Origin of the sequence: Streptomyces sp. NPDC012825 (assembly GCF_042900925.1) — a bacterium.
GTDB lineage: Bacteria > Actinomycetota > Actinomycetes > Streptomycetales > Streptomycetaceae > Streptomyces.
The window spans coordinates 543,517-561,074 of the sequence record NZ_JBIBBZ010000002.1; the positions used below are offsets into that span (position 1 = coordinate 543,517).

The window sequence follows — 17,558 nt, forward strand, 5'->3', positions numbered from 1 at the left end:
GCCGGTGGACGACGGGACGGTGAACGGGCCGCCAAACTTGGACCAGACCCGTTATCGTTCTGTGATGTGGCGGGATTCCGGGACGAGGGGCTCCGTCGTCATTCCTGGCGGCCCAGGTGGGTGGTGAAGCTGAAGCGGTCGCCCCGGTAGAGGGTGCGCACCCGCTCCAGGGGCCGCCCGGCGGTGTCCCGGGAGACGCGGTGGATCAGCAGCATCGGGAGGGCGGGCGGGGTGCCGACGAGCAGGGCCTCGCGCGGGGTCGCGAGCACGGTCTCGATGCGCTCGTCGGCGTCGCCGAACACGATGCCGAGCCGGTCGTGGAGGTAGGCGTAGAAGGACGAGTCCGGGTCGAAGTCGGTGTCCAGGCGCGGGGCGCGGGCCTCGGAGACGTACGTGCTCTCCAGGCCGACCCGCTCGTCGTCGGCGAGCAGCACCCGCTCCATGTGCCAGACGGGTTCGCCGGGCCCGGCGCCGACCTCGGGGGCGAGCGCCTCCGGGCAGGGGAAGCGGTCGAGCGAGATCAGGCTGCGGCCGGGGCGGCGGCCCTGGCGGCGCACGCCCTCCGTGTAGCTGGCGAGCGAGAGGGGCTGTTCGAGCTTGGGGCCCGCGACGACCGTGCCCCGGCCTTGGCGGCGCAGCCGCCCCTCCAGGAGGAGTTCGCGGATCGCCTGCCGGACGGTCTCACGGGACACCTCGTACCGGACGGCGAGGTCGCGCTCGGTGGGCAGCAGCCCGCCCTCCCCCAACTCGTCCACCATCACGGCGAGTTTCGCCTTGACGGCGTAGTACTTGGGGACGCGCCCGTGCTCGGGGACGCCGGAGCGGACGGGGGCGCCGGGAGTGCTCTGGTAGTTCACCGGGGGATGGTCGCAGACGGGGGTGAACGGGGAGGTGTACGGAGGGTGGCGCGGGGGTGGGGGCGGCTTCCGACGGGGTTCGTGGTGGTTGTTCGCGGGAGCGCGGTTCAGGAGCGCCGGTGGCGGCGGCCCGCGCGGACGAGGGCGGCGCCGAGGAGGACCAGGGCGGCGGCGAAGGCGGCGAGGGCGCGCGCCCTCGCGTCCGACGCGCGTCCGGTGTGGGCGAGTTCGGGTACGGGGACGGGGGCGGAGGCAGGGGCGTCGGGGGGTGTGGTGGCGGAGGCGTCCCCCGGTGCCTCCCCGGGCGTCTCCTCCGGCGTCTCTCCGGGCGTCTCCTCCGGCGTCTCTCCGGGCGAGGCCGGTCGGGTGGGGGCGGCGGAGGGGGCGGGAGCGGTGGACGCCGAGGGCGGGGTGGAGCCGGTCGGCCTGCCGGGGGACGGCGATCCGGCCGGTGCGGCGGACCTGACCGGTTCCGACGGCCCCGCCGTCTTCGGTGGCCCCGTACGCGTCGGCGGCTCCGTACCCGTCGGCCGCTCCTTGCCCGTCGGCGGTGCGGCGGGCTCGGCCGGGGCGGTGGTCGCGGGCGGCGCGGTGGGGCCGGGGGGCTCGGTCGGGGCGTCCGGGTCGGGCGGGCCGACGGTCAGGCGGTAGTCGCCGGAGTCCCCGATCCAGTCCCCGTCCGCGCCCCGGCGCTGGACGATCGCCGCGTTGACCACGACCTCGCCGGGGGCCGCCCCCGCGCCGAAGGCCAGGCGTACGGGGACGGTGAGGGTCTCGCCCGCCGGGACGGCGAAGCCGCCGAAGTCGGTGAACACGCCCACGTTCTCGGCCTCCGAGGTCTCCTCGAAGGCCACGGGGTGCCAGCGCGCGGCCCCGGCGTCGTAGAACTCGAAGCGGATCTGTTCCGGTCGCAGGACCCGGTCGCGGTCGGTGAGGACGAGCACCGGGTGGACGCCGGAGCAGGGCGACCCGGTGGTGTTCGTGAGATCGAGCCGCCAGTCCTGGAAGGGCCCGCCCGCCGCGTAGTCGGCCGGGCCGCCGTGGATCCGGGTGTCGAGCGGGAAGGCGCCGTCGTCCGGGGTGCCGCAGCCGGGGGTGAGCGGGTCGGGGGCGGGGATGAGGGGCGCGACGGGGGGCGGCGGGGCGGCGGGCGGTTCGGGGGCGGCCGCCCCCGCGCCCGGGCCCGGGGCCGTCGCCACCGGAGCGGGAACGGCCGCCGTCGCCCCCGGTTCGGGAACGGCCGTCGCCGGTGCGGAGGCCGCGAGCGCGAAGGGGGCGGCCACGGCGGTCGCCACGGTCACGGCGCGGACGCCGCGCAGGCGCAGGGGTGCGGATGCCATGGTGCCGGTGCCTTTGCTGCTCGCGGGCAGGGGGACGTCCGCGACGCTGCCACACGGGGAGCGGGCGGGTCGGCAGCGACGCCGGAGGCTCCTCCGGAAGGGCCGGGAATCCGCCCGATCAGCCTACTTTCCGACAGTCCGACCATCCGATCGACCGGACCGAGGGGGCGGGGGCGGGGGGGGCCGCCTACTTCCCGAAGACCGGCGCCAGGACCAGCCACGCCGCGCCCTCCGCCACCGCGTCCCGTTCCGCGACGACGCCCACCGGGGCCGTCAGACCGAGGCCGGCGAGGACCTCCCGTACCCCGTCCGCGAACACCTCCGGCGCGGCGAGCACCGCCCGGCCGCCCAGGAGGACCTGGTCGATGTCGAGGAGCCGTACGAGATTGGCGGCGCCGGCCCCCAGGATCCGCGCGGCCCCGGCGCGTTCGCCGCGCGCGACCGCCGCCAGGCACAGGACCTCCAGGCAGCCGCGCCCGCCGCAGCCGCACGGCGGCCCGTCGAGCTGGACGGTCTGGTGGCCCAGCTCGCCCGCCCCGGTCCTGTCCCCGCGCAGCGGCGCGCCGCCGAGGACGAGGCCGGCGCCGAGGCCCGTACCGAGGTGGACGTAGGCGAAGGAGCCGGGGGCGCCGGGCCGCAGGGCCAGGCCGAGGGCGGCGGCGTTGGTGTCCTTGTCGAGGACGACGGGGAGGCCGAGGCGGCGGGCCAGCTCCTCGCGGACCGGGTGGCCGGCCCACTCGGGGAAGCCCGTGACCCGGCCGGGCACCCCGGCCCGGCGGTCCAGGGGGCCGGGCATGGCGACCCCGGCACCGAGGACACGCCCGCCCTCCCCCAGGACCGCCCGCACCTCCTCCGTCACCGCGTCCAGGACCGGTCCGGCCCCCGCGCCCAGGTCCACCGGGCGGCGGCGGAGGGCCACGGCCGTGCCCGCGAGGTCGGTCAGGAGGACCGTCAGCTCGTCGCGGTCGAGGTGGACGCCGACGGCGTGCGCGGCGGAGGGCACCAGGCGCAGGACCGTACGGGGCTTGCCGCCGGTCGAGGCCCGGTGGCCCGCCTCCGTCGCGAGGCCCTCGGCCCGCAACCGCGCGGTGATCTTGCTGACGGCCTGCGGGGTGAGCCCGGTCCGCTCGGCCAGCTCCAGACGGCTGATCCCGCGCTCCCCCGCCGTGCGCAGCAGATCGAGCACGAGCGCGGCGTTGCGGCTGCGCGGCGCGGGCGCGGGTCCCGGCACCGGCACGGGTACGGGTCCCGGCGTCGACGCAGGTACGGGGCCCGGCGTCGGCACAGGTACGGGTCCCGACGCCGACTCCGACTCCGGTGCGTTCGCTCCATCCTGGTCCTTCTTCACACCCCCATTGTCAGGGTCGCTTGCACTTTGGCAACGGCGTTGCTTAAGTGAGGAGCATGACTGGCACCGACTCCCCCCGCACCCCCCTCCGCGTCGGACTCGTCGGCTACGGCCTCGCGGGCTCCGTCTTCCACGCCCCGCTGATCGCCGCCTCCGAGGACCTCGTCCTCGCCGCCGTCACCACCGGCAACCCCGAGCGGGCCGCCGAGGCCCGCGCCGCCCACCCGGGCGTACGGGTGGCGGCGGGGCCCGAGGAGCTGTGGGCGCCGGGGGCGGAGGAGCTGGACCTGGTCGTAGTCGCCTCCCCCAACAAGACGCACGTCGAGGTCGCCACGGCCGCCCTGGAGGCGGGCCTGCCGGTCGTCGTGGACAAGCCGCTCGCCGGGACCGCCGCCGAGGCACGCGGCCTCGCCGCCCTCGCCGAGGAGCGGGGCCTGCTCCTGTCGGTCTTCCAGAACCGCCGCTGGGACAGCGACTTCCGCACTCTGCGCCGGCTCCTGGACGAGGACGCGCTCGGCGAGGTCCAGCGCTTCGAGTCCCGTTTCGAGCGGTGGCGGCCGAAGCCGAAGGGCGGCTGGCGCGAGTCCGGGGCGCCGGAGGAGATCGGCGGGCTCCTGTACGACCTGGGCAGCCACGTCGTCGACCAGGCCCTCGTCCTCTTCGGCCCGGTGGTCTCGGTGTACGCCGAGTCGGACGTGCGCCGGCCGGGCGCCGAGGCCGACGACGACACCTTCCTCGCGCTCACCCACGCGAACGGGGTCCGCTCCCACCTGTACGTGAGCGCCACCACCGCCCAGCTCGGCCCCCGGTTCCGGGTGCTCGGACAGCGCGCGGGCTTCGTGAAGTACGGACTCGACCCCCAGGAGGCCGCCCTGCGCGACGGGCTGCGGCCGGAGCCCGGCTCGGCGTGGGGCGTGGAGCCGGAGGAGCTGTGGGGCCGGCTCGGCGCCGGCGAGTCGCCGCTGACCGGCGGGGGCGACCCGGTCGAGTCGCTGCCGGGCGCCTACCCGGCGTACTACGCGGCCGTCGCCGCCGCCCTGCGCGGCACCGGACCGAACCCGGTCACGGCACTCGAGGCCGCCGACGCCCTCGCCGTCCTGGAGGCGGCGCGGAAGTCGGCCCGCGAGGGGATCACGGTGACACTGTGAGCAGCTCCGAGGTCATGGAACTGGCGGCCCAGGAGGCCCGGCTCGTCCTCCCCCGCTTCACGTACGAGGACGCCTGGACGCTCGGCACGCTCCTGGTCTCCCTGGCCCGGGAGCGGCAGGCGCCCGTGGCGATCGACGTACGGCGCGGGGCGCAGCAGCTGTTCCACTGCGCGCTGCCGGGGTCCAGCGCGGACAACGACGCGTGGATCGACCGCAAGCGGCGGGTGGTGGAACGGTACGGCGAGAGCTCTTTCCTGGTCGGTGCCCGGTTCCGGGCCAAGGGGACGACGTTCGAGGCGTCCTCGCGCCTCGACCCCGACCGGTACGCCGCCCATGGCGGGTCGTTCCCGATCGGGGTCGAGGGCGCGGGGGTGATCGGCTCGGTCACGGTCTCGGGGCTGCCGCAGGCCGAGGATCACGCCCTGGTCGTCGAGGCGCTGGAGCGGTTGCTCAGTGCGTACGGCGCCGACGCCGGCTGATCATCACGAGGACGCCGCCGCCGAGGGCGAGGGCGATCGCGGTGGCGCCCATGACGATCTTCCCGGTACCGGCACCGGTCTCGGAGAGCTCGCCGTTCGGCCCGTGCGGACCGTGGTCGCCGCCGGAGTCCCCGTAACCACCGGTGTTGCCGTGCCCGCCGGAGGTGCCGTGACCGCCCGAGGTGCTGTGGCCACCGGACCCGTTGGAACCGCCGGAGTCGCCGTGCCCGCCGGGACCGCCGGTGCCACCGGAGTCGCCGTGACCGCCGGAGTTCCCGGAGCCGCCGGTGTCGTCGCCGTAACCGCCGTCCGTCGAACCACCGCTCGTGTGGTCGGTGGGGGTGGGGGTCGGCTCGGTCGGAGTCGGCGTCGGGTCCGTGGGGGTCGGCGTCGGATCCGTCGGCGTGGGGGTGGGATCCGTAGGCGTCGGCGTCGGATCCGTCGGCGTGGGGGTGGGATCCGTGGGCGTCGGCGTCGGGTCCGTAGGCGTCGGAGTGGGATCCGTCGGCGTGGGGGTGGGATCCGTAGGCGTCGGAGTGGGATCCGTCGGAGTCGGCGTCGGATCCGTCGGAGTCGGAGTCGGCTCCGTGGGCGTCGGAGTGGGATCCGTCGGCGTCGGCGTAGGGGTGGGCGTCGGATCCGTAGGCGTAGGAGTCGGCGTCGGATCCGCACAGGACGGCAGGTCCCCGTTGAACGGATAGGCGTGCATCTCCTGCCCGCCGCCGCCGGTCGTCTCCGACGCGTGCGTCAGGTTGCCGGTGGTGAAGAAGCGGCCGTTCGTGCCCGGCATGGTCACGGTCGCCGTGCTGGCCTGGTTGCCGATCAGGACGCTGCCCGCGAACTGGGCCGTCCCCTCGAACGTCACCGCCGCGGCGTCCGGGAAGTTCCACAGGACCCGCTCGCGCAGGCCGTTCGGCAGCTGGTTGATGTACGTGTCGACGGTGCGGTCGGCGCCGTAGACGTTGACGAGGACGGTCGCTCCGGCCGGGACGCCCTCGAAGCGGATGTTCTGCTGCCCGCCGCTCGCGGACTCCAGGTCGAAGTCGACGTCGAAGACCTGGAGCTCCGAGGAGCCGTCGCCCGTGAAGAGGGTCTCCATGCCGCTGTTGACGGCGGTGCCGGTGGTGGCGCGGTGGGCGCCGCCGACGTAGGCGTAGCACTGGCTCGCGTCCGTGAGCTGGTCGCGGAGCGAGAGGTACGGGGCGGCCGCGTCGTCGTCCTGCACCGGGTCCGGGTTCACCGTGCCGGAGCGGGTGCCCCCGTACCGCGTGACGCCGCTGACCGAGCCCTCCTCGGTGAGCAGGCGCTGCCCGGCGGCGACCGTCACGTCCTCGCCGACGGTGAGGAAGTCGGTGCCGTTGTCGGGCGGGACGCGCGAGCCGCCGCCCACGATGCCGACGTTGTAGACGGCGGAGGCGCCCACGCGCTTGTTCATGTCGAAGTCACCCAGGACCACGACCTTGCCCTCGGCCTCGGCCGCGGCCTCGCGGACGAGGAAGTCACCGCCGACGAAGATGTTGATGTTGTTGTCGCGGTACTGGACGGGGCCGCTGTTGAGGTCGGGGTACGTGGCGGGGCAGTTGCCCGGCAGACAGGGCCCGAGACCGCCCGGCAGCGGGTCGGCGTGGCCGCTGACGGCCAGGGTGCCGACGAGGGCGGTGGCCGCGACCGTGGACGCGGCGATGAGGGCGAGACGGCGCCGGTCCCGACTCCGCGCGTGCGAAATTCGTTCCATATCGGGCAATATGCAAAATACGTATGAAAATCGCGACACCCCACGCGGGGCGCCGCGATTTTCACAACGGAAGGGCCCAGAGCGGCGGCCTGACGACGGGTCAGTGACGCCATGAGGCCGACCGGGGGTCGGGAGTCGGGGATCAGGGATCAGGGATCGGGGATCGGGGATCAGGGATCGGGGAGGGGCGGGCCGGGAGCGCCGCCCCTCCCCCGCCGGCCTCAGGCCCCCTTGAGCTCCTGGCGCTGCCGGCCGAGCCCCTCGACCTCCAGCTCGACCACGTCGCCGGGGCGCAGGTACGGCTTGGGCTCCGGCTGCCCCATGGCGACGCCGGCGGGCGTGCCGGTGTTGATGACGTCGCCCGGGTACAGGGTCATGAACCGGCTGACGTACCGGACGACCTCCGCGACGGGGAAGATCTGGTCGGAGGTGCGGCCGTCCTGTTTGAGCTCGCCGTTGACCCAGAGCCGGAGGGAGAGCGCCTGCGGGTCGGGCACCTCGTCCGCGGTGACGAGCCAGGGGCCGAGCGGGTTGAAGGTCTCGCAGTTCTTGCCCTTGTCCCAGGTGCCGCCGCGCTCGATCTGGAACTCGCGCTCGGAGACGTCGTGGGCGACCGCGTACCCGGCGACGTGGGCGAGGGCCTCCTCGTCGGTCTCCAGGTAGCGGGCGGTGCGGCCGATGACGACGGCCAGCTCCACCTCCCAGTCGGTCTTCACCGAGCCGCGCGGTACGAGCACGGTGTCGTCCGGGCCGACGACGGTGTCGGCGGCCTTGAGGAAGACGACGGGCTCGGCGGGAGTGGCCTGGCCGGTCTCGGCGGCGTGGTCGTGGTAGTTGAGGCCGATGCACACGACCTTGCCGATCCGGCCGACGGGCGGGCCGACGCGCAGTCCGGTGGCGTCGAGCGGGGGCAGCACCCCGGCTCCGGCCGCGGCGCGGATCCGGTCGAGGGCCGCGGCGTCGGCGAGCAGGCCGCCGTCGACGTCGTCGACGAGGGCGGAAAGGTCGCGGAGGGTTCCGCCCTGGTCGAGGAGGGCGGGCCGTTCGGCTCCGGGCGGGCCGACACGCAGCAGCTTCATGGTCTTCTCCCTGTGGTCGAGGTGGGCCCGGGGAGGGCCCCGAGGTGCCCCGGCCGATGGAGTGCGGCCATCGGAGGATTGGTCGATCCTCCAAGAGAAAGGGCCGCTCGGCAAGCCCCCGCCCACGCAGTGGACCCTTACGGGCGAGTAGCAACGGCGGCGCCGGACGCCTCTTCCTGAGGCAGGCGGTGGAGGAAGGCGCGCTCGACGACGGTCCAGGCGGTGCTGGTGACGACGTAGAGGGCGGCGGCGAGCGGGACGACGGCGACCGTGACGAGGGTGGCGAAGGAGAGGAGCGGCATGATCCTGGTGATCGCACCGGCGCCGGGGGTGGGCTGCCCGAGGTCCAGGGGCTGGGCGGCGAGCTGCCGCTTGGTGTGGCGGTAGCCGAAGGCGGCGACGGCGGTGACGATCGCGAACAGGACGAGGTAGACCTGCCCGGCCGGGCCGAACGGGCCGCCGTGGGAGAGGGCGTCGGCCCAGCGGTCGCCGAGCGGGGCGGCGAGGAGGGCGTGCCCGGCCATCCGGTCGCCGGCGAACAGGTGGTACATGAGGAGGAAGGCGGGCGCCTGGAGCAGGCTCGGCATGATGCCGGCGAAGGGCGAGACCTTCTCCTTCGCGTGCAGCTCCAGGACCGCCTTCTTGAGCCGCTCGGGGTTCTCGGCGTGCTTCTTCCGGAGCGCGGCGAGCTGCGGGGCGATGCGGGTGCGGGCCTTCTGGCCGCGGGCGGCGGCCCGGGAGAGCGGGTGGACGGCGAGCCGTACGAGCGCGGTGAAGAGGACGATCGCGGCGGCGGTGGCGGTGGTGGCGAAGAGCGGCTGGAGCAGCTCGGCGAGCCGCTCGACCAGGGCGGCGAAAAGGGACATGAGCGCGGACATGGGGGAGCCCTCCGGGGGGGTCTCGTCGTGCCGGGGAGAGGTGCGTTTTCTCGGCATGACGGATCCGCGAGGGAGGTCGGGGGAGGTACCGGGAGAGGTACCGGAGGTGCGCGAGGCTCCCTACGCGGCCGTCGGGAGGGGACGGCCGGGAGCCCGGGGTCTGCGGCGGCCCGCGGCGTCGGGGTCGCGCTGCGGCAGGAAGGCGGTGCGCCGCTCGCGCTCGCGCATGGCGGTGCGGACGGCGGCGGGCGGCACGGCCGGAGCCGTACGGGCGCCGGACAGGGCGCGGACGAGGGAGGCCGCGGCGAGGGCGACGGCGGCGGAGACACCGGCTCCGGCGAGGGCACCGGCCCCGTCGGACAGGAGCAGTCCGGCGAGGGCGAGCAGGAAGAACAGCGGCGCGACGACCCGCGGGGCCGAGGCCTTGTCCGTCATCCCGTCACCTCCTCCGTACCGCCGGTTCCTCTCCGTGAAGACGCGCGGCGGGAGGGGGAAGTTCCCGCGCCCCCGCCTCCGTGATTCAGGTGGTCTCCAGGGGTACGAGGAGGCGCCGGGGCCGCAGGAGGGCGCGGCCGACGGGGTCGGCGGGGTCCGGGTCGAGCCCGGCGCCGGGCCGCATCTCGACGTCGGCGGGCGGGACGGGGAGGCCGCAGGCGGGGCAGGCGCCGCCGGGGCCGAGTTCGGTGCCGCAGACGGCGTGGTGGAAGTGGCGCATCGGCAGGGTGCCGGGGAGTTCGGTCCGGGCCCAGGAGCCGAGCGTCCAGAGGACGGGCCAGAGGGCGAGGCCGCGTTCGGTGAGGACGTACTCGTCGCGCGGGGGCGACTCCCGGTACCGCCGCCGTTCGAGGACGCCTATCTCGACGAGGGCCTGGAGGCGGGCGGCGAGGACGGCGCGGGGGGCGCCGAGGTGGGCGAGGAAGTCGCTGTAGCGCCGGACTCCGTAGAAGGCGTCGCGCACGACGAGGAGGGTCCAGCGCTCACCGACCACTTCGAGGGCGCGGGCGATGGAGCACTGCTGCTGGGCGTAGTCCTTGCCGAGGGCCATGGGACCCATCGTACCGAAGCGGGTTCATTGAACGAACTGAACTGCTACCTTGAGTTCGCTCATTGAACCGACAGAGCTGCCGACAGGTGGAGGACCCGCCGTGCCACGCCGAACGCCCTCACTCCGAGCCCTCACTCCCCCTCCTTCTCCCTCTCCCTCCCCGTCCCCGTCTCCGCCCCGGGAGGCGCGTCCGGGCGCCGTGCTCTCGGTGACGGCGACCGCGACCGCCGTCGCGCTGATGAACTACACGGCCCCGATGCCCACCCTCCCCGCCGTGGCGGCCGCCTTCGGAACGCCGCCCTCCGCCCAGGCCTGGCTGCTCAACGGCACCCCGCTCGGCCTCGCCGCCCTCCTCCTGGTGGCCGGCGGCCTGGCCGACGCGTACGGGCGGCGCCGGGTCTTCCTCCTCGGCACGCTCGCCCTCGGCCTCACCACCGCGCTCGGCGCCCTCGCGGGCTCCACGATCACCTTCACGGCGGCCCGGATCGCCCAGGGAGCGGCGAGCGCGGCCGTCCTCGCGGGCAGCCTGGGGCTCCTCGCCCACGCGTACCCGGCGGGCCGGGACCGGATCAGGGCGACGGGAATCTGGGGCGCGTCGGTGAGCGGCGGCATCGCCCTGGGCCCCCTCCTGGCGGGCGCGCTGAGCCCGGTGGACTGGCGACTGGCGTACGGGGTGCTCGGGGCGGGAGCCCTGGTGACGGCGGCGGCGGGCGCGCGCCTGCTGCCGGGGAGGGCGGAAGCGGTGAACGCCGCGACGCCCCGCCCGGACGTCGTGGGGGCACTGACGCTCGGCCTCGCCCTGGCGGCCCTGCTGACGGCGCTCACCCTGGGCAGGGAGGGCTGGCTGCGCGCGCCGGTGGGCCTCCTGCTCCTGGCCTCGGCGGCCCTGACGGCCCTGTTCGCGGCGGTGGAGACCTGGCGGAGGAACCCCATGATCGACCTGGCGCTGCTGCGGCGGCCGGCGTTCCTGGCGTCGACGCTGGGGGCGCTCTTCACGGGCCTGGCGGTGATCGGCCTGTTCAGCGTGGTGCCGACGCTGCTCCAGACCGGCGCCGGGATGTCACCGCTGGGCACGGCGTGGCTGTTCCTGCTCTGGTCGGGGACGTCGTTCGTGGCGGCCCTCCAGACCCGCCGCCTCGCCGCCCGGCTCTCCGCCGCGCACCAACTGACCCTGGGGTTCGCCCTGTCGGCGGCGGGAGTACTGACGTTCCTGGGAGCCCTGGAGGACCACGCGACCGCGTGGCGCCTCCTCCCGGGCCTGCTGGTGGCGGGCGCGGGCAGCGGCCTCCTGAACGCGGCACTCCCCCGCCTCGCGGTCGACTCCGTACCGCCGGAACGGGCGGCGATGGGCTCGGGCGCCAACAACACCGCCCGCTACATCGGCTCCTCGGCCGGGGTGGCCCTGACGCTCGCCCTGGCGACGGCGGGCCCGGACGCGGCACTCGCGGCGTCGGCGGCGCTGGCGCTGACGGGGGCGGCGCTGACGCTCGTACTGGCGAGAAAGTAGCCCCTGGAAGGAACGACGGCCCGCGGGCGGAAACGGGCGGAACGGAACAACGCCACGCCCCCCGCCCCTCCCCCAGGGCACGACAAGCACGGACGCACCAACTCTCCGGGGCCGCCCAGCAGTACGGTGGGACGCATGCGCCCCGACACGCCTGCAGCCCACATCACCGAAGCCGAGCGCCTGCTGCGCACCGCCGCGCAGTACCCGGGCGACCGGGAGCCCCTCTGCCTCCGGGCGGCGGCCCACCTGGAGCTGGCGGGCGACCGCCCGGGCGCGACGGCCCTCTACGACGACCTCCTGTCGTCCGAGCCCGCGGACCCGCACCTGATCAGGGCGCTGAAGGCGGCGAACCTGTGGGAGTACGGGCACGAGGCCGAGGCCCGGGCGATCATCGAGGGACTCCGGGCCACCCGGCCGTCGGACGCGGCGCCGTGGGAGATCGCGGCGGAGACGCTGGAGGCCCACGACGAGCTGGAGGAGGCGGAGGCGACCCTGACGGAAGCGGCGAGACTCCTGGCCGTCCCTTCGGACGACCTCCCCCACGCGACCCGGTCCCTGATCACGACCCGGCACCGGATCCGCCGCATGCTGGCGCTGCCGCACGACGACTGGGACGCCCTGGCGGACCGGCTCCACACGGCGGCGGTCCCGCTGGACGAGCTGCACGACCCGAAGCGCCTCTGGGCCCTGGGCTCGGAGGACCCGGCGGAACTCCAGGCCGAGATCGCCCGCCTCCGTTCCGAGCTGGGCACCTACCGCACGGCCCTCTCCCGCCCCTTCCCGGTCGCGGTCCTCCACTGGCCGGAACGGGAACTGGACGAGCTCCTCGCGTCGTACCCGGAGCTGGAGACGGAGTACCCGACCTACGAGGCACACCTGACGGACATCGAGGCGTCCCTGCGCGAACTGGCGACCGCCGGCACCCCCAACCTGGGCATCGTCCGCGCCACGGTCCCCTCCTACGAGGCCTTCGCCGCCTCGGAGTCCACCCATCCCTCGAACGCCGACCTCCTCCCCCAGTACGCCACCACCCTGGCAGCCCGGGGCCGAGCCACGGCCTGGCCGCCGGCGCGGGGGGCGGAGTGCTGGTGCGGGTCGGGGGAGACGTACGGGAAGTGTCACGGGTCGGAGTGACGCCGGACCGGTCCGGCAGAATGCGGGTGTGACCGAAGCCGTTCCGTCCTCCCCCGCAGTCTCGGCCCGCATGAGCCGCCAGGGCTCCCGCGACACCGCCCAGGAACTGGCGGTACGCCGACTCCTGCACGCCTCCGGCCTGCGCTACCGCGTCAACGTCCCGGTCCCGGGCATGCCCCGCCGCACGATCGACATCGTCTTCGGCCCGACCCGGGTCGCCGTCTTCCTGGACGGCTGCTTCTGGCACGGCTGCCCCCAGCACGCGACACAGCCGAAGTCCAACGCCGAATGGTGGCGGGCGAAGCTCGACAAGAACATGGCCCGCGACCGCGAGACGACGCAGCACCTCGAAGCGCTGGGGTGGACGGTGCTGCGGTTCTGGGAACACGCGCCGACGGAGGAGATCTCGACGACGGTGCGCGCGGCGGTGGACCGGAAGAAGAGCGGCCGGGTCCGGTCGAGTCGGAAGGCACTCTTACAGGACCTTCGAGGGACCGAGAGGGCGACCGATGGCTGATCGACTCCGCTTCGTAGATGTCTGCTCCGGCGCCGGCGGACTGGCGTCGGGGCTGGAGGGGGCGGGCTTCTCCCCCGTCCTCCTCCTCGACAACAAGCCCCAGGCGTGCGAGACGCTCCTGGCCAACAGACCGCACTGGAACGTGGTCTGCGAGGATCTCGTCGATTTCCTTCCGGACGAGCACCCGGAGGCCCTCGACGTCGACCTCCTGTCGGCCGGCCTGCCACGGGTGAAGGCCTCGGCCGCCGTGGGACGCGCGCACAGCGACCAGGAACTGCGACTCCTCACCGCTACGATCCTCCTGCTCCACTCGATCCAACCGCGGGCCCTGTTGCTGGAGAACCTGCCCGCCCTCGTCGACTCGCCGACCTACGCGGACATCCGGAAGTTCGTCGAGGCCGAGCTGACCCACCTCGGCTACCGCTTCCACTGGTTCGTGCTGAACGCGGCGGACTTCGGCGTGCCCCAGGAACGCAGGCAGGGCATCCTCGTGGCACTCAAGGACGAGTGGTTCCACGCGTTCGCCCCGCCGGAGCCGACGGTGGACGAGCACGTCCCGGTCGGTCGGGCACTCCTTCCTTCCATGCGGTCCCGGGGCTGGCGCGACGCCGACGCCTGGGCGTTCCAGGCGTCGGTCGTGGCACCCACCCTGGTCGGAGGCTCGGAGAATCGTGGCGGGGCCGACCTCGGCCCGTCCGGCACGAAGCGCGCCTGGGCCCGCATGGGGGTGAACGCCGGGGCACCGGCGGACGAGGTGCCGGGGGCGGAGTACGCATGGCCCCGGTCGGACGATCCGGCGCGGATGGTGAAGATCACGGTCGACCAGGCGGCCCTTCTGCAGTCCTTTCCACAGGACTGGCGCATCACGGGGCGGAAGACGGCCCGGTACCGACAGATCGGCCACGCCACTCCTCCACCGGTGGGTCGGGCACTCGGCGCGTCCTTGGCGACCGCTCTGGGCTTTGTCCACAGGCTGTAGACGAGGCGTCCCGTCCACCTCTGCGCGCCGGCTAGACTTCAGGCCCATGAGCCACATCGAAACGGAAGACTCCCCACCTGCGGATTTCCATATCCTGGACCTCTTCGCGGGCCCGGGGGGGCTGGATGTGGCGGCAGACGCTCTGGGATACCGGGTGACCGGCATCGAATGGGACGCGGGAGCGTGCGCCACCCGCGGCGCGGCCGGTATGGACACCTTCCACGGTGACGTCCGCACGTACCGTGCCGCCTTCTTCCCGCGCGCCCAGGTGCTGACCGGAGGACCTCCCTGCCAGACGTTCACCGTCGCCGGGCACGGCGCGGGTCGTAGGGCTCTGGACCAGGTGTTGGAATACATCGGGCGGCTGCACGAGGTCGTACGTGCCACCGAGGGGCGTTCCGGCGACCCGGAGGCCTGGTTGCAGGTCTTTCGGACCTGGCGGAAGATCCACGAGGAGCTCCGGCGCAAGGAGCTCGAGGCCCAGGCCGTCAGGGACGAGAAGCACGGCGTGGAGCGGCTCAGGGTCGGGGCGCGCAAAGCCATCAGGAACCGGCTGGAGCAATTGGGGAACTCGGCGGAGGAGATCAAGCAGTTCCTGAAGAAGCTGAAGGAGCCGCAGGCCTTCGAGCTCACGGACGGCGAGCTGAGGAATCTGCTCAAGGTCTTCGGCGACCTGGACCATCAGCTCTCCGAGCTCAAGGACAAACTGGAGAAACTGGGCGACGAGCGGACGGGGCTCGTTCTTCAGCCCTTGTGGTGGATCATCGAGCGGTGCCGGCGACCCGGATCGAACCCGTACGAGGCCGTCGTCCTCGAACAGGTACCGGCGGTGATGCTGGTGTGGGAGCGGTACGTCGAGGTCCTGGCCTCCCTTCACTACCGAACCGCGACGCAGCTCATGCACACCGAGGCGTTCGGCGTCCCCCAGACCCGACGGCGTGCGGTGCTGATGGCTCGCCTCGATCGCCCCGGCCTCCCTGAGGGGCCCGAGCCCGGCAGCCTGCCGAAGGTGCGTGAGACCCACGAGCTCTACCATCGGCGGGGCTCCTTCGTCCGCCTGTCGAAGGTGGATCAGATGGACCCGCTGTTCTCGGCGGAACCGGCCGCCTGTGACGAGGAGCCCGGGGAGGAACGGGAGCACTGGATCTCCATGGAGGCCGCCTTGAATCACGTGGAGAAGCGCTCGGGCGGCAAGGTGCACCGGCGCCCCGCCTTCAGTGTCGTCTCCAACTACGGAACCGGAGGCGTGCCGGAGGCCCGTGGCCGGCGTGACCACGACACCCCCTCCTCCACAATCACGGGAAAGGTGTCGCGGAATCGCGTGGTCCACAAGGGGACGGACAAGGATCTCGACGGCAAGCTCGGCCGTTTCAACACTGCCGAGGCGGGGGTGCTCCAGACGTTCCCCTGGGCGTACCCCTGGAGCGGGAACGACGTGTCCCAGCAGATCGGCAACGCGGTGCCCCCCCGGCTCGCCCTGCACATACTGCTGCACGTGCTGGAATACGAACCGGACGAGAAGAAGGCCCGGGAGAGGATGAACCGGAGAATCGAGAAGCTGGAGAACTGGAAGCCCCGGCAACCGGTGAAACCTCTGGAGCATTCCGACCTCAAGGGTCACCCGCTCACCGGCAGGTGACCCCTTCGGTCTCCGTCAGGCCTGAGGCGCTCGGCCCCTGACCGGAGCCGTCTCGAAGAGCTCGACGAAGTAGTCGGTGAGTCTCCGCACCGTCTCCTCCGAGACGGGCTCCTCCTGGGGCCCCTTGGGCAGAGTGTGTCGCGGGACCGAGGGTGCCTTCTCTGCCTCCGCGATCCACTGGCGCAACGCCTCGGGGTCACGCGGCTCGTCCTCGGCCAGAGCGTCGTAGACGAGAGTCGCTCCGGCAGCGCTGATCGCCACCATGAGGCCCTCGATCTCACGGCCGGTGGCGATTCCCCGCTTCAGGACTCCCACCAGGGCCTGGGCGGTGGGTCGGTGGTCGACGAGACCCCGCCGCAGCGCGGAGTGGATCAGTTCCTGGGTGCCGCAGGCCGTCTCGACCGGAGAGTAGTCGCTTCCGTTGCGGAACATCTCCGCCGCCCACCACAGCCGTGAGAAGCACTGCCGGTCGGGGGCGCCCTTGAAGCGTTCCGAGTTGATCTTCGACGTGCTCGTGGAGGCGTGCCGCCAGGCCACATAGTCCGGGGCGACGGCGAGGGCGAAGTGGGTCCACAGCCTGCGGTCCGCCGCCTCCCGCCGGGTGAGGCGGAGCGTCGCATGCAGTCGGGGCGCCAGCCAGCCGTCGGCCCGGGTCTTGCTGCCACCAAACTCGTGCATCGCGTCCTCCAGCAGGCTCCGGAGCGGTTCGACCTCCCAGCGGGTGTCGTCCTCCGCCAACGGTTCGACGACCTTGGCGAGGTTCACGCCCTCGTGGCCCCGGACCCCAGTGAGCAGGTCCTCCGTCAGGAAGGGGTCGGCCGCCGTCGCGGACAGCAGACCGAGCCGCTGGGGAACGTGGTGCGGTTTCCCGATCGTCATGCCTTGTCCCCTCGATTCAGCTGCTGAAGCCCGCGCAGGGCGTTGGTGAGTGCCTTGTTCGCGCCGGCGCGCCGCACGGCCGCGTAGTGGATGCGGGTCTGGAGTTCCACCCATCCCGCGTCACCGGTGCGCCGGCGGTGGACCCGGCGGAGCGCCTCCTCCGGGCGGACGTCCGGAATCACGTCGGGGAGCATCTCGCGGAGCACCTCGCCCTGCCAGTCGGTGGGAAAGACCGGTGATCCGTCGGGCTCCACCTCCAGGTCGCCCACGGCACTGTGGAACACCGCGGTCCACACGTCGGTGGCCATCTGGGAGACGAGCATCTCGTGGACCTTGCTCTCGATGCCTCCGCTCTCGGCGCCGAGGAGGTCCGAGAAGCCCTCGATGTCGGAGTTGACCAGAACCGCCGGCAGACGACCCGAGGCGTCCACTATCCAGGGAGCGTCGGAGTAGGCGTGCAGCCACTCCCGTGAAGTCTTCGAGAAGCTCACCTGCTTCACGTCGAGGCCCAAACCACCGAGCGGTTCCTCCGCGACCACGTCGACGGTCCAGTCGTCGTCGGTCTCCGCCAGCGACCGGCCCCGCACGTCGTCGATCGTGGCGACGGCCTGGACGGCGAGCCTGGCGCGACCGACGTGGTCGTCACGGAAGACCTCGACAACCCCGGACCACTCCTTGCCCTCCGGGGTGTCCTGCTTGAGGTCGAAGGCGGTGTGCACATTGGTCTCGCCGTCGGTGAGCACCGCCAGGACACGCAGCTCGCTCCACGGGGCGTCGGGGACGTTCGCACCGGGCGGCAGGGTGGCGGAGAGACCGATCCTGGCCGACACCCAGTCCTCGTGCTGTGCCACACCGAGGGCAACGGTTCGCTGCTGGGTGGAGTACGCCGACGTGTCCAAGTGGTCGCGCGTGCCGTCGGGCAGTTTGAGCGAGGCCGAGGTCACCCGAAGGGTGATCGGACGATTGAGCCGCTTGTACGGGTAGAACTTCATGT

At 73.4% G+C, this 17,558-nt stretch carries 17 protein-coding genes; 7 read left to right on the plus strand and 10 right to left on the minus strand.

Features of this window, described 5'->3' with window-relative positions:
- Positions 1–98 precede the first annotated feature (98 nt).
- The 3 genes from ACFY7E_RS07945 to ACFY7E_RS07955 form a co-directional block, all read right to left on the minus strand.
- Positions 99–857 carry a GntR family transcriptional regulator gene (locus tag ACFY7E_RS07945; protein ID WP_389481939.1) on the minus strand — a complete coding sequence of 253 codons (759 nt, stop codon included), beginning with the start codon at positions 855–857 and terminating at the stop codon, positions 99–101.
- A 107-nt stretch (positions 858–964) separates the two neighbouring features.
- Positions 965–2,197, minus strand: a complete 1,233-nt coding sequence (locus ACFY7E_RS07950) for a hypothetical protein (RefSeq protein ID WP_389481941.1) — start codon at positions 2,195–2,197, stop codon at positions 965–967.
- Positions 2,198–2,384: 187 nt separating this feature from the next.
- Complete coding sequence (locus ACFY7E_RS07955; protein WP_389481943.1) at positions 2,385–3,434, minus strand: ROK family protein; 1,050 nt, start codon at positions 3,432–3,434, stop codon at positions 2,385–2,387.
- Positions 3,435–3,601: 167 nt separating this feature from the next.
- Between ACFY7E_RS07955 and ACFY7E_RS07960 the strand changes: the two genes are divergently transcribed.
- Positions 3,602–4,693, plus strand: a complete 1,092-nt coding sequence (locus ACFY7E_RS07960) for a Gfo/Idh/MocA family oxidoreductase (protein ID WP_389481945.1) — start codon at positions 3,602–3,604, stop codon at positions 4,691–4,693.
- Positions 4,694–4,707: 14 nt separating this feature from the next.
- Positions 4,708–5,172, plus strand: a complete 465-nt coding sequence (locus tag ACFY7E_RS07965; protein ID WP_383433588.1) for a heme-degrading domain-containing protein — start codon at positions 4,708–4,710, stop codon at positions 5,170–5,172.
- On the opposite strand, the gene ACFY7E_RS07970 is transcribed toward ACFY7E_RS07965, so the two are convergent.
- The 5 genes from ACFY7E_RS07970 to ACFY7E_RS07990 form a co-directional block, all read right to left on the minus strand.
- Positions 5,144–6,907: a choice-of-anchor A family protein gene (locus ACFY7E_RS07970; RefSeq protein WP_389481948.1), complete on the minus strand. Its 1,764-nt coding sequence runs from the start codon at positions 6,905–6,907 to the stop codon at positions 5,144–5,146. The genes ACFY7E_RS07965 and ACFY7E_RS07970 overlap by 29 nt on opposite strands.
- A 221-nt stretch (positions 6,908–7,128) precedes the next feature.
- The gene (locus ACFY7E_RS07975; RefSeq protein WP_383433416.1) at positions 7,129–7,986 is read right to left on the minus strand and encodes a fumarylacetoacetate hydrolase family protein; all 858 of its coding nucleotides are present in this window, start codon (positions 7,984–7,986) and stop codon (positions 7,129–7,131) included.
- A gap of 137 nt (positions 7,987–8,123) precedes the next feature.
- Positions 8,124–8,864 (minus strand): YidC/Oxa1 family membrane protein insertase, encoded by a 741-nt coding sequence (locus ACFY7E_RS07980; protein WP_389481951.1) that lies wholly within the window; start codon positions 8,862–8,864, stop codon positions 8,124–8,126.
- Between the two features lie 120 nt (positions 8,865–8,984).
- Positions 8,985–9,299, minus strand: coding sequence for a DUF6412 domain-containing protein (locus tag ACFY7E_RS07985; protein WP_389481954.1), 315 nt, complete (start codon positions 9,297–9,299; stop codon positions 8,985–8,987).
- Positions 9,300–9,384: 85 nt separating this feature from the next.
- Entirely contained in the window at positions 9,385–9,909 is a 525-nt protein-coding gene (locus ACFY7E_RS07990; protein WP_389481957.1) for a winged helix-turn-helix transcriptional regulator, read from the minus strand.
- A gap of 100 nt (positions 9,910–10,009) precedes the next feature.
- Between ACFY7E_RS07990 and ACFY7E_RS07995 the strand changes: the two genes are divergently transcribed.
- From ACFY7E_RS07995 to ACFY7E_RS08015, 5 genes are all read left to right on the plus strand, one after another.
- On the plus strand, positions 10,010–11,416 hold the full coding sequence (locus ACFY7E_RS07995) for an MFS transporter (RefSeq protein WP_389481959.1): 1,407 nt from the start codon (positions 10,010–10,012) through the stop codon (positions 11,414–11,416).
- 135 nt (positions 11,417–11,551) lie between these two features.
- Positions 11,552–12,550: an SEC-C metal-binding domain-containing protein gene (locus ACFY7E_RS08000; RefSeq protein WP_389481962.1), complete on the plus strand. Its 999-nt coding sequence runs from the start codon at positions 11,552–11,554 to the stop codon at positions 12,548–12,550.
- 70 nt (positions 12,551–12,620) lie between these two features.
- Positions 12,621–13,067: a very short patch repair endonuclease gene (locus tag ACFY7E_RS08005; protein WP_389482238.1), complete on the plus strand. Its 447-nt coding sequence runs from the start codon at positions 12,621–12,623 to the stop codon at positions 13,065–13,067.
- Positions 13,060–14,046: a DNA cytosine methyltransferase gene (locus ACFY7E_RS08010; RefSeq protein ID WP_389481964.1), complete on the plus strand. Its 987-nt coding sequence runs from the start codon at positions 13,060–13,062 to the stop codon at positions 14,044–14,046. The genes ACFY7E_RS08005 and ACFY7E_RS08010 overlap by 8 nt, the downstream gene beginning before the upstream one ends.
- A gap of 46 nt (positions 14,047–14,092) precedes the next feature.
- Positions 14,093–15,685: a DNA cytosine methyltransferase gene (locus ACFY7E_RS08015; protein ID WP_389481966.1), complete on the plus strand. Its 1,593-nt coding sequence runs from the start codon at positions 14,093–14,095 to the stop codon at positions 15,683–15,685.
- 15 nt (positions 15,686–15,700) lie between these two features.
- Here the strand turns inward: ACFY7E_RS08015 and ACFY7E_RS08020 are convergent, their stop codons facing one another.
- The gene (locus ACFY7E_RS08020) at positions 15,701–16,564 is read right to left on the minus strand and encodes a DUF6339 family protein (RefSeq protein ID WP_389481969.1); all 864 of its coding nucleotides are present in this window, start codon (positions 16,562–16,564) and stop codon (positions 15,701–15,703) included.
- Complete coding sequence (locus tag ACFY7E_RS08025; protein ID WP_389481971.1) at positions 16,561–17,556, minus strand: hypothetical protein; 996 nt, start codon at positions 17,554–17,556, stop codon at positions 16,561–16,563. Before ACFY7E_RS08025 ends, ACFY7E_RS08020 begins: the two co-directional genes overlap by 4 nt.
- Positions 17,557–17,558 lie beyond the last annotated feature (2 nt).

Bases quoted from the DNA above. Each gene is read 5' to 3' on its own strand.
- ACFY7E_RS07965 (WP_383433588.1), top strand. From the start codon at position 4,708: ATGGAACTGGCGGCCCAGGAGGCCCGGCTCGTCCTCCCCCGCTTCACG.
- ACFY7E_RS08025 (WP_389481971.1), bottom strand. From the start codon at position 17,556: ATGAAGTTCTACCCGTACAAGCGGCTCAATCGTCCGATCACCCTTCGG.
- ACFY7E_RS08010 (WP_389481964.1), top strand. From the start codon at position 13,060: ATGGCTGATCGACTCCGCTTCGTAGATGTCTGCTCCGGCGCCGGCGGA.
- ACFY7E_RS07960 (WP_389481945.1), top strand. From the start codon at position 3,602: ATGACTGGCACCGACTCCCCCCGCACCCCCCTCCGCGTCGGACTCGTC.
- ACFY7E_RS08015 (WP_389481966.1), top strand. From the start codon at position 14,093: ATGAGCCACATCGAAACGGAAGACTCCCCACCTGCGGATTTCCATATC.
- ACFY7E_RS07975 (WP_383433416.1), bottom strand. From the start codon at position 7,986: ATGAAGCTGCTGCGTGTCGGCCCGCCCGGAGCCGAACGGCCCGCCCTC.
- ACFY7E_RS08005 (WP_389482238.1), top strand. From the start codon at position 12,621: ATGAGCCGCCAGGGCTCCCGCGACACCGCCCAGGAACTGGCGGTACGC.
- ACFY7E_RS07990 (WP_389481957.1), bottom strand. From the start codon at position 9,909: ATGGCCCTCGGCAAGGACTACGCCCAGCAGCAGTGCTCCATCGCCCGC.
- ACFY7E_RS07950 (WP_389481941.1), bottom strand. From the start codon at position 2,197: ATGGCATCCGCACCCCTGCGCCTGCGCGGCGTCCGCGCCGTGACCGTG.
- ACFY7E_RS08020 (WP_389481969.1), bottom strand. From the start codon at position 16,564: ATGACGATCGGGAAACCGCACCACGTTCCCCAGCGGCTCGGTCTGCTG.
- ACFY7E_RS07980 (WP_389481951.1), bottom strand. From the start codon at position 8,864: ATGTCCGCGCTCATGTCCCTTTTCGCCGCCCTGGTCGAGCGGCTCGCC.
- ACFY7E_RS08000 (WP_389481962.1), top strand. From the start codon at position 11,552: ATGCGCCCCGACACGCCTGCAGCCCACATCACCGAAGCCGAGCGCCTG.
- ACFY7E_RS07970 (WP_389481948.1), bottom strand. From the start codon at position 6,907: ATGGAACGAATTTCGCACGCGCGGAGTCGGGACCGGCGCCGTCTCGCC.
- ACFY7E_RS07985 (WP_389481954.1), bottom strand. From the start codon at position 9,299: ATGACGGACAAGGCCTCGGCCCCGCGGGTCGTCGCGCCGCTGTTCTTC.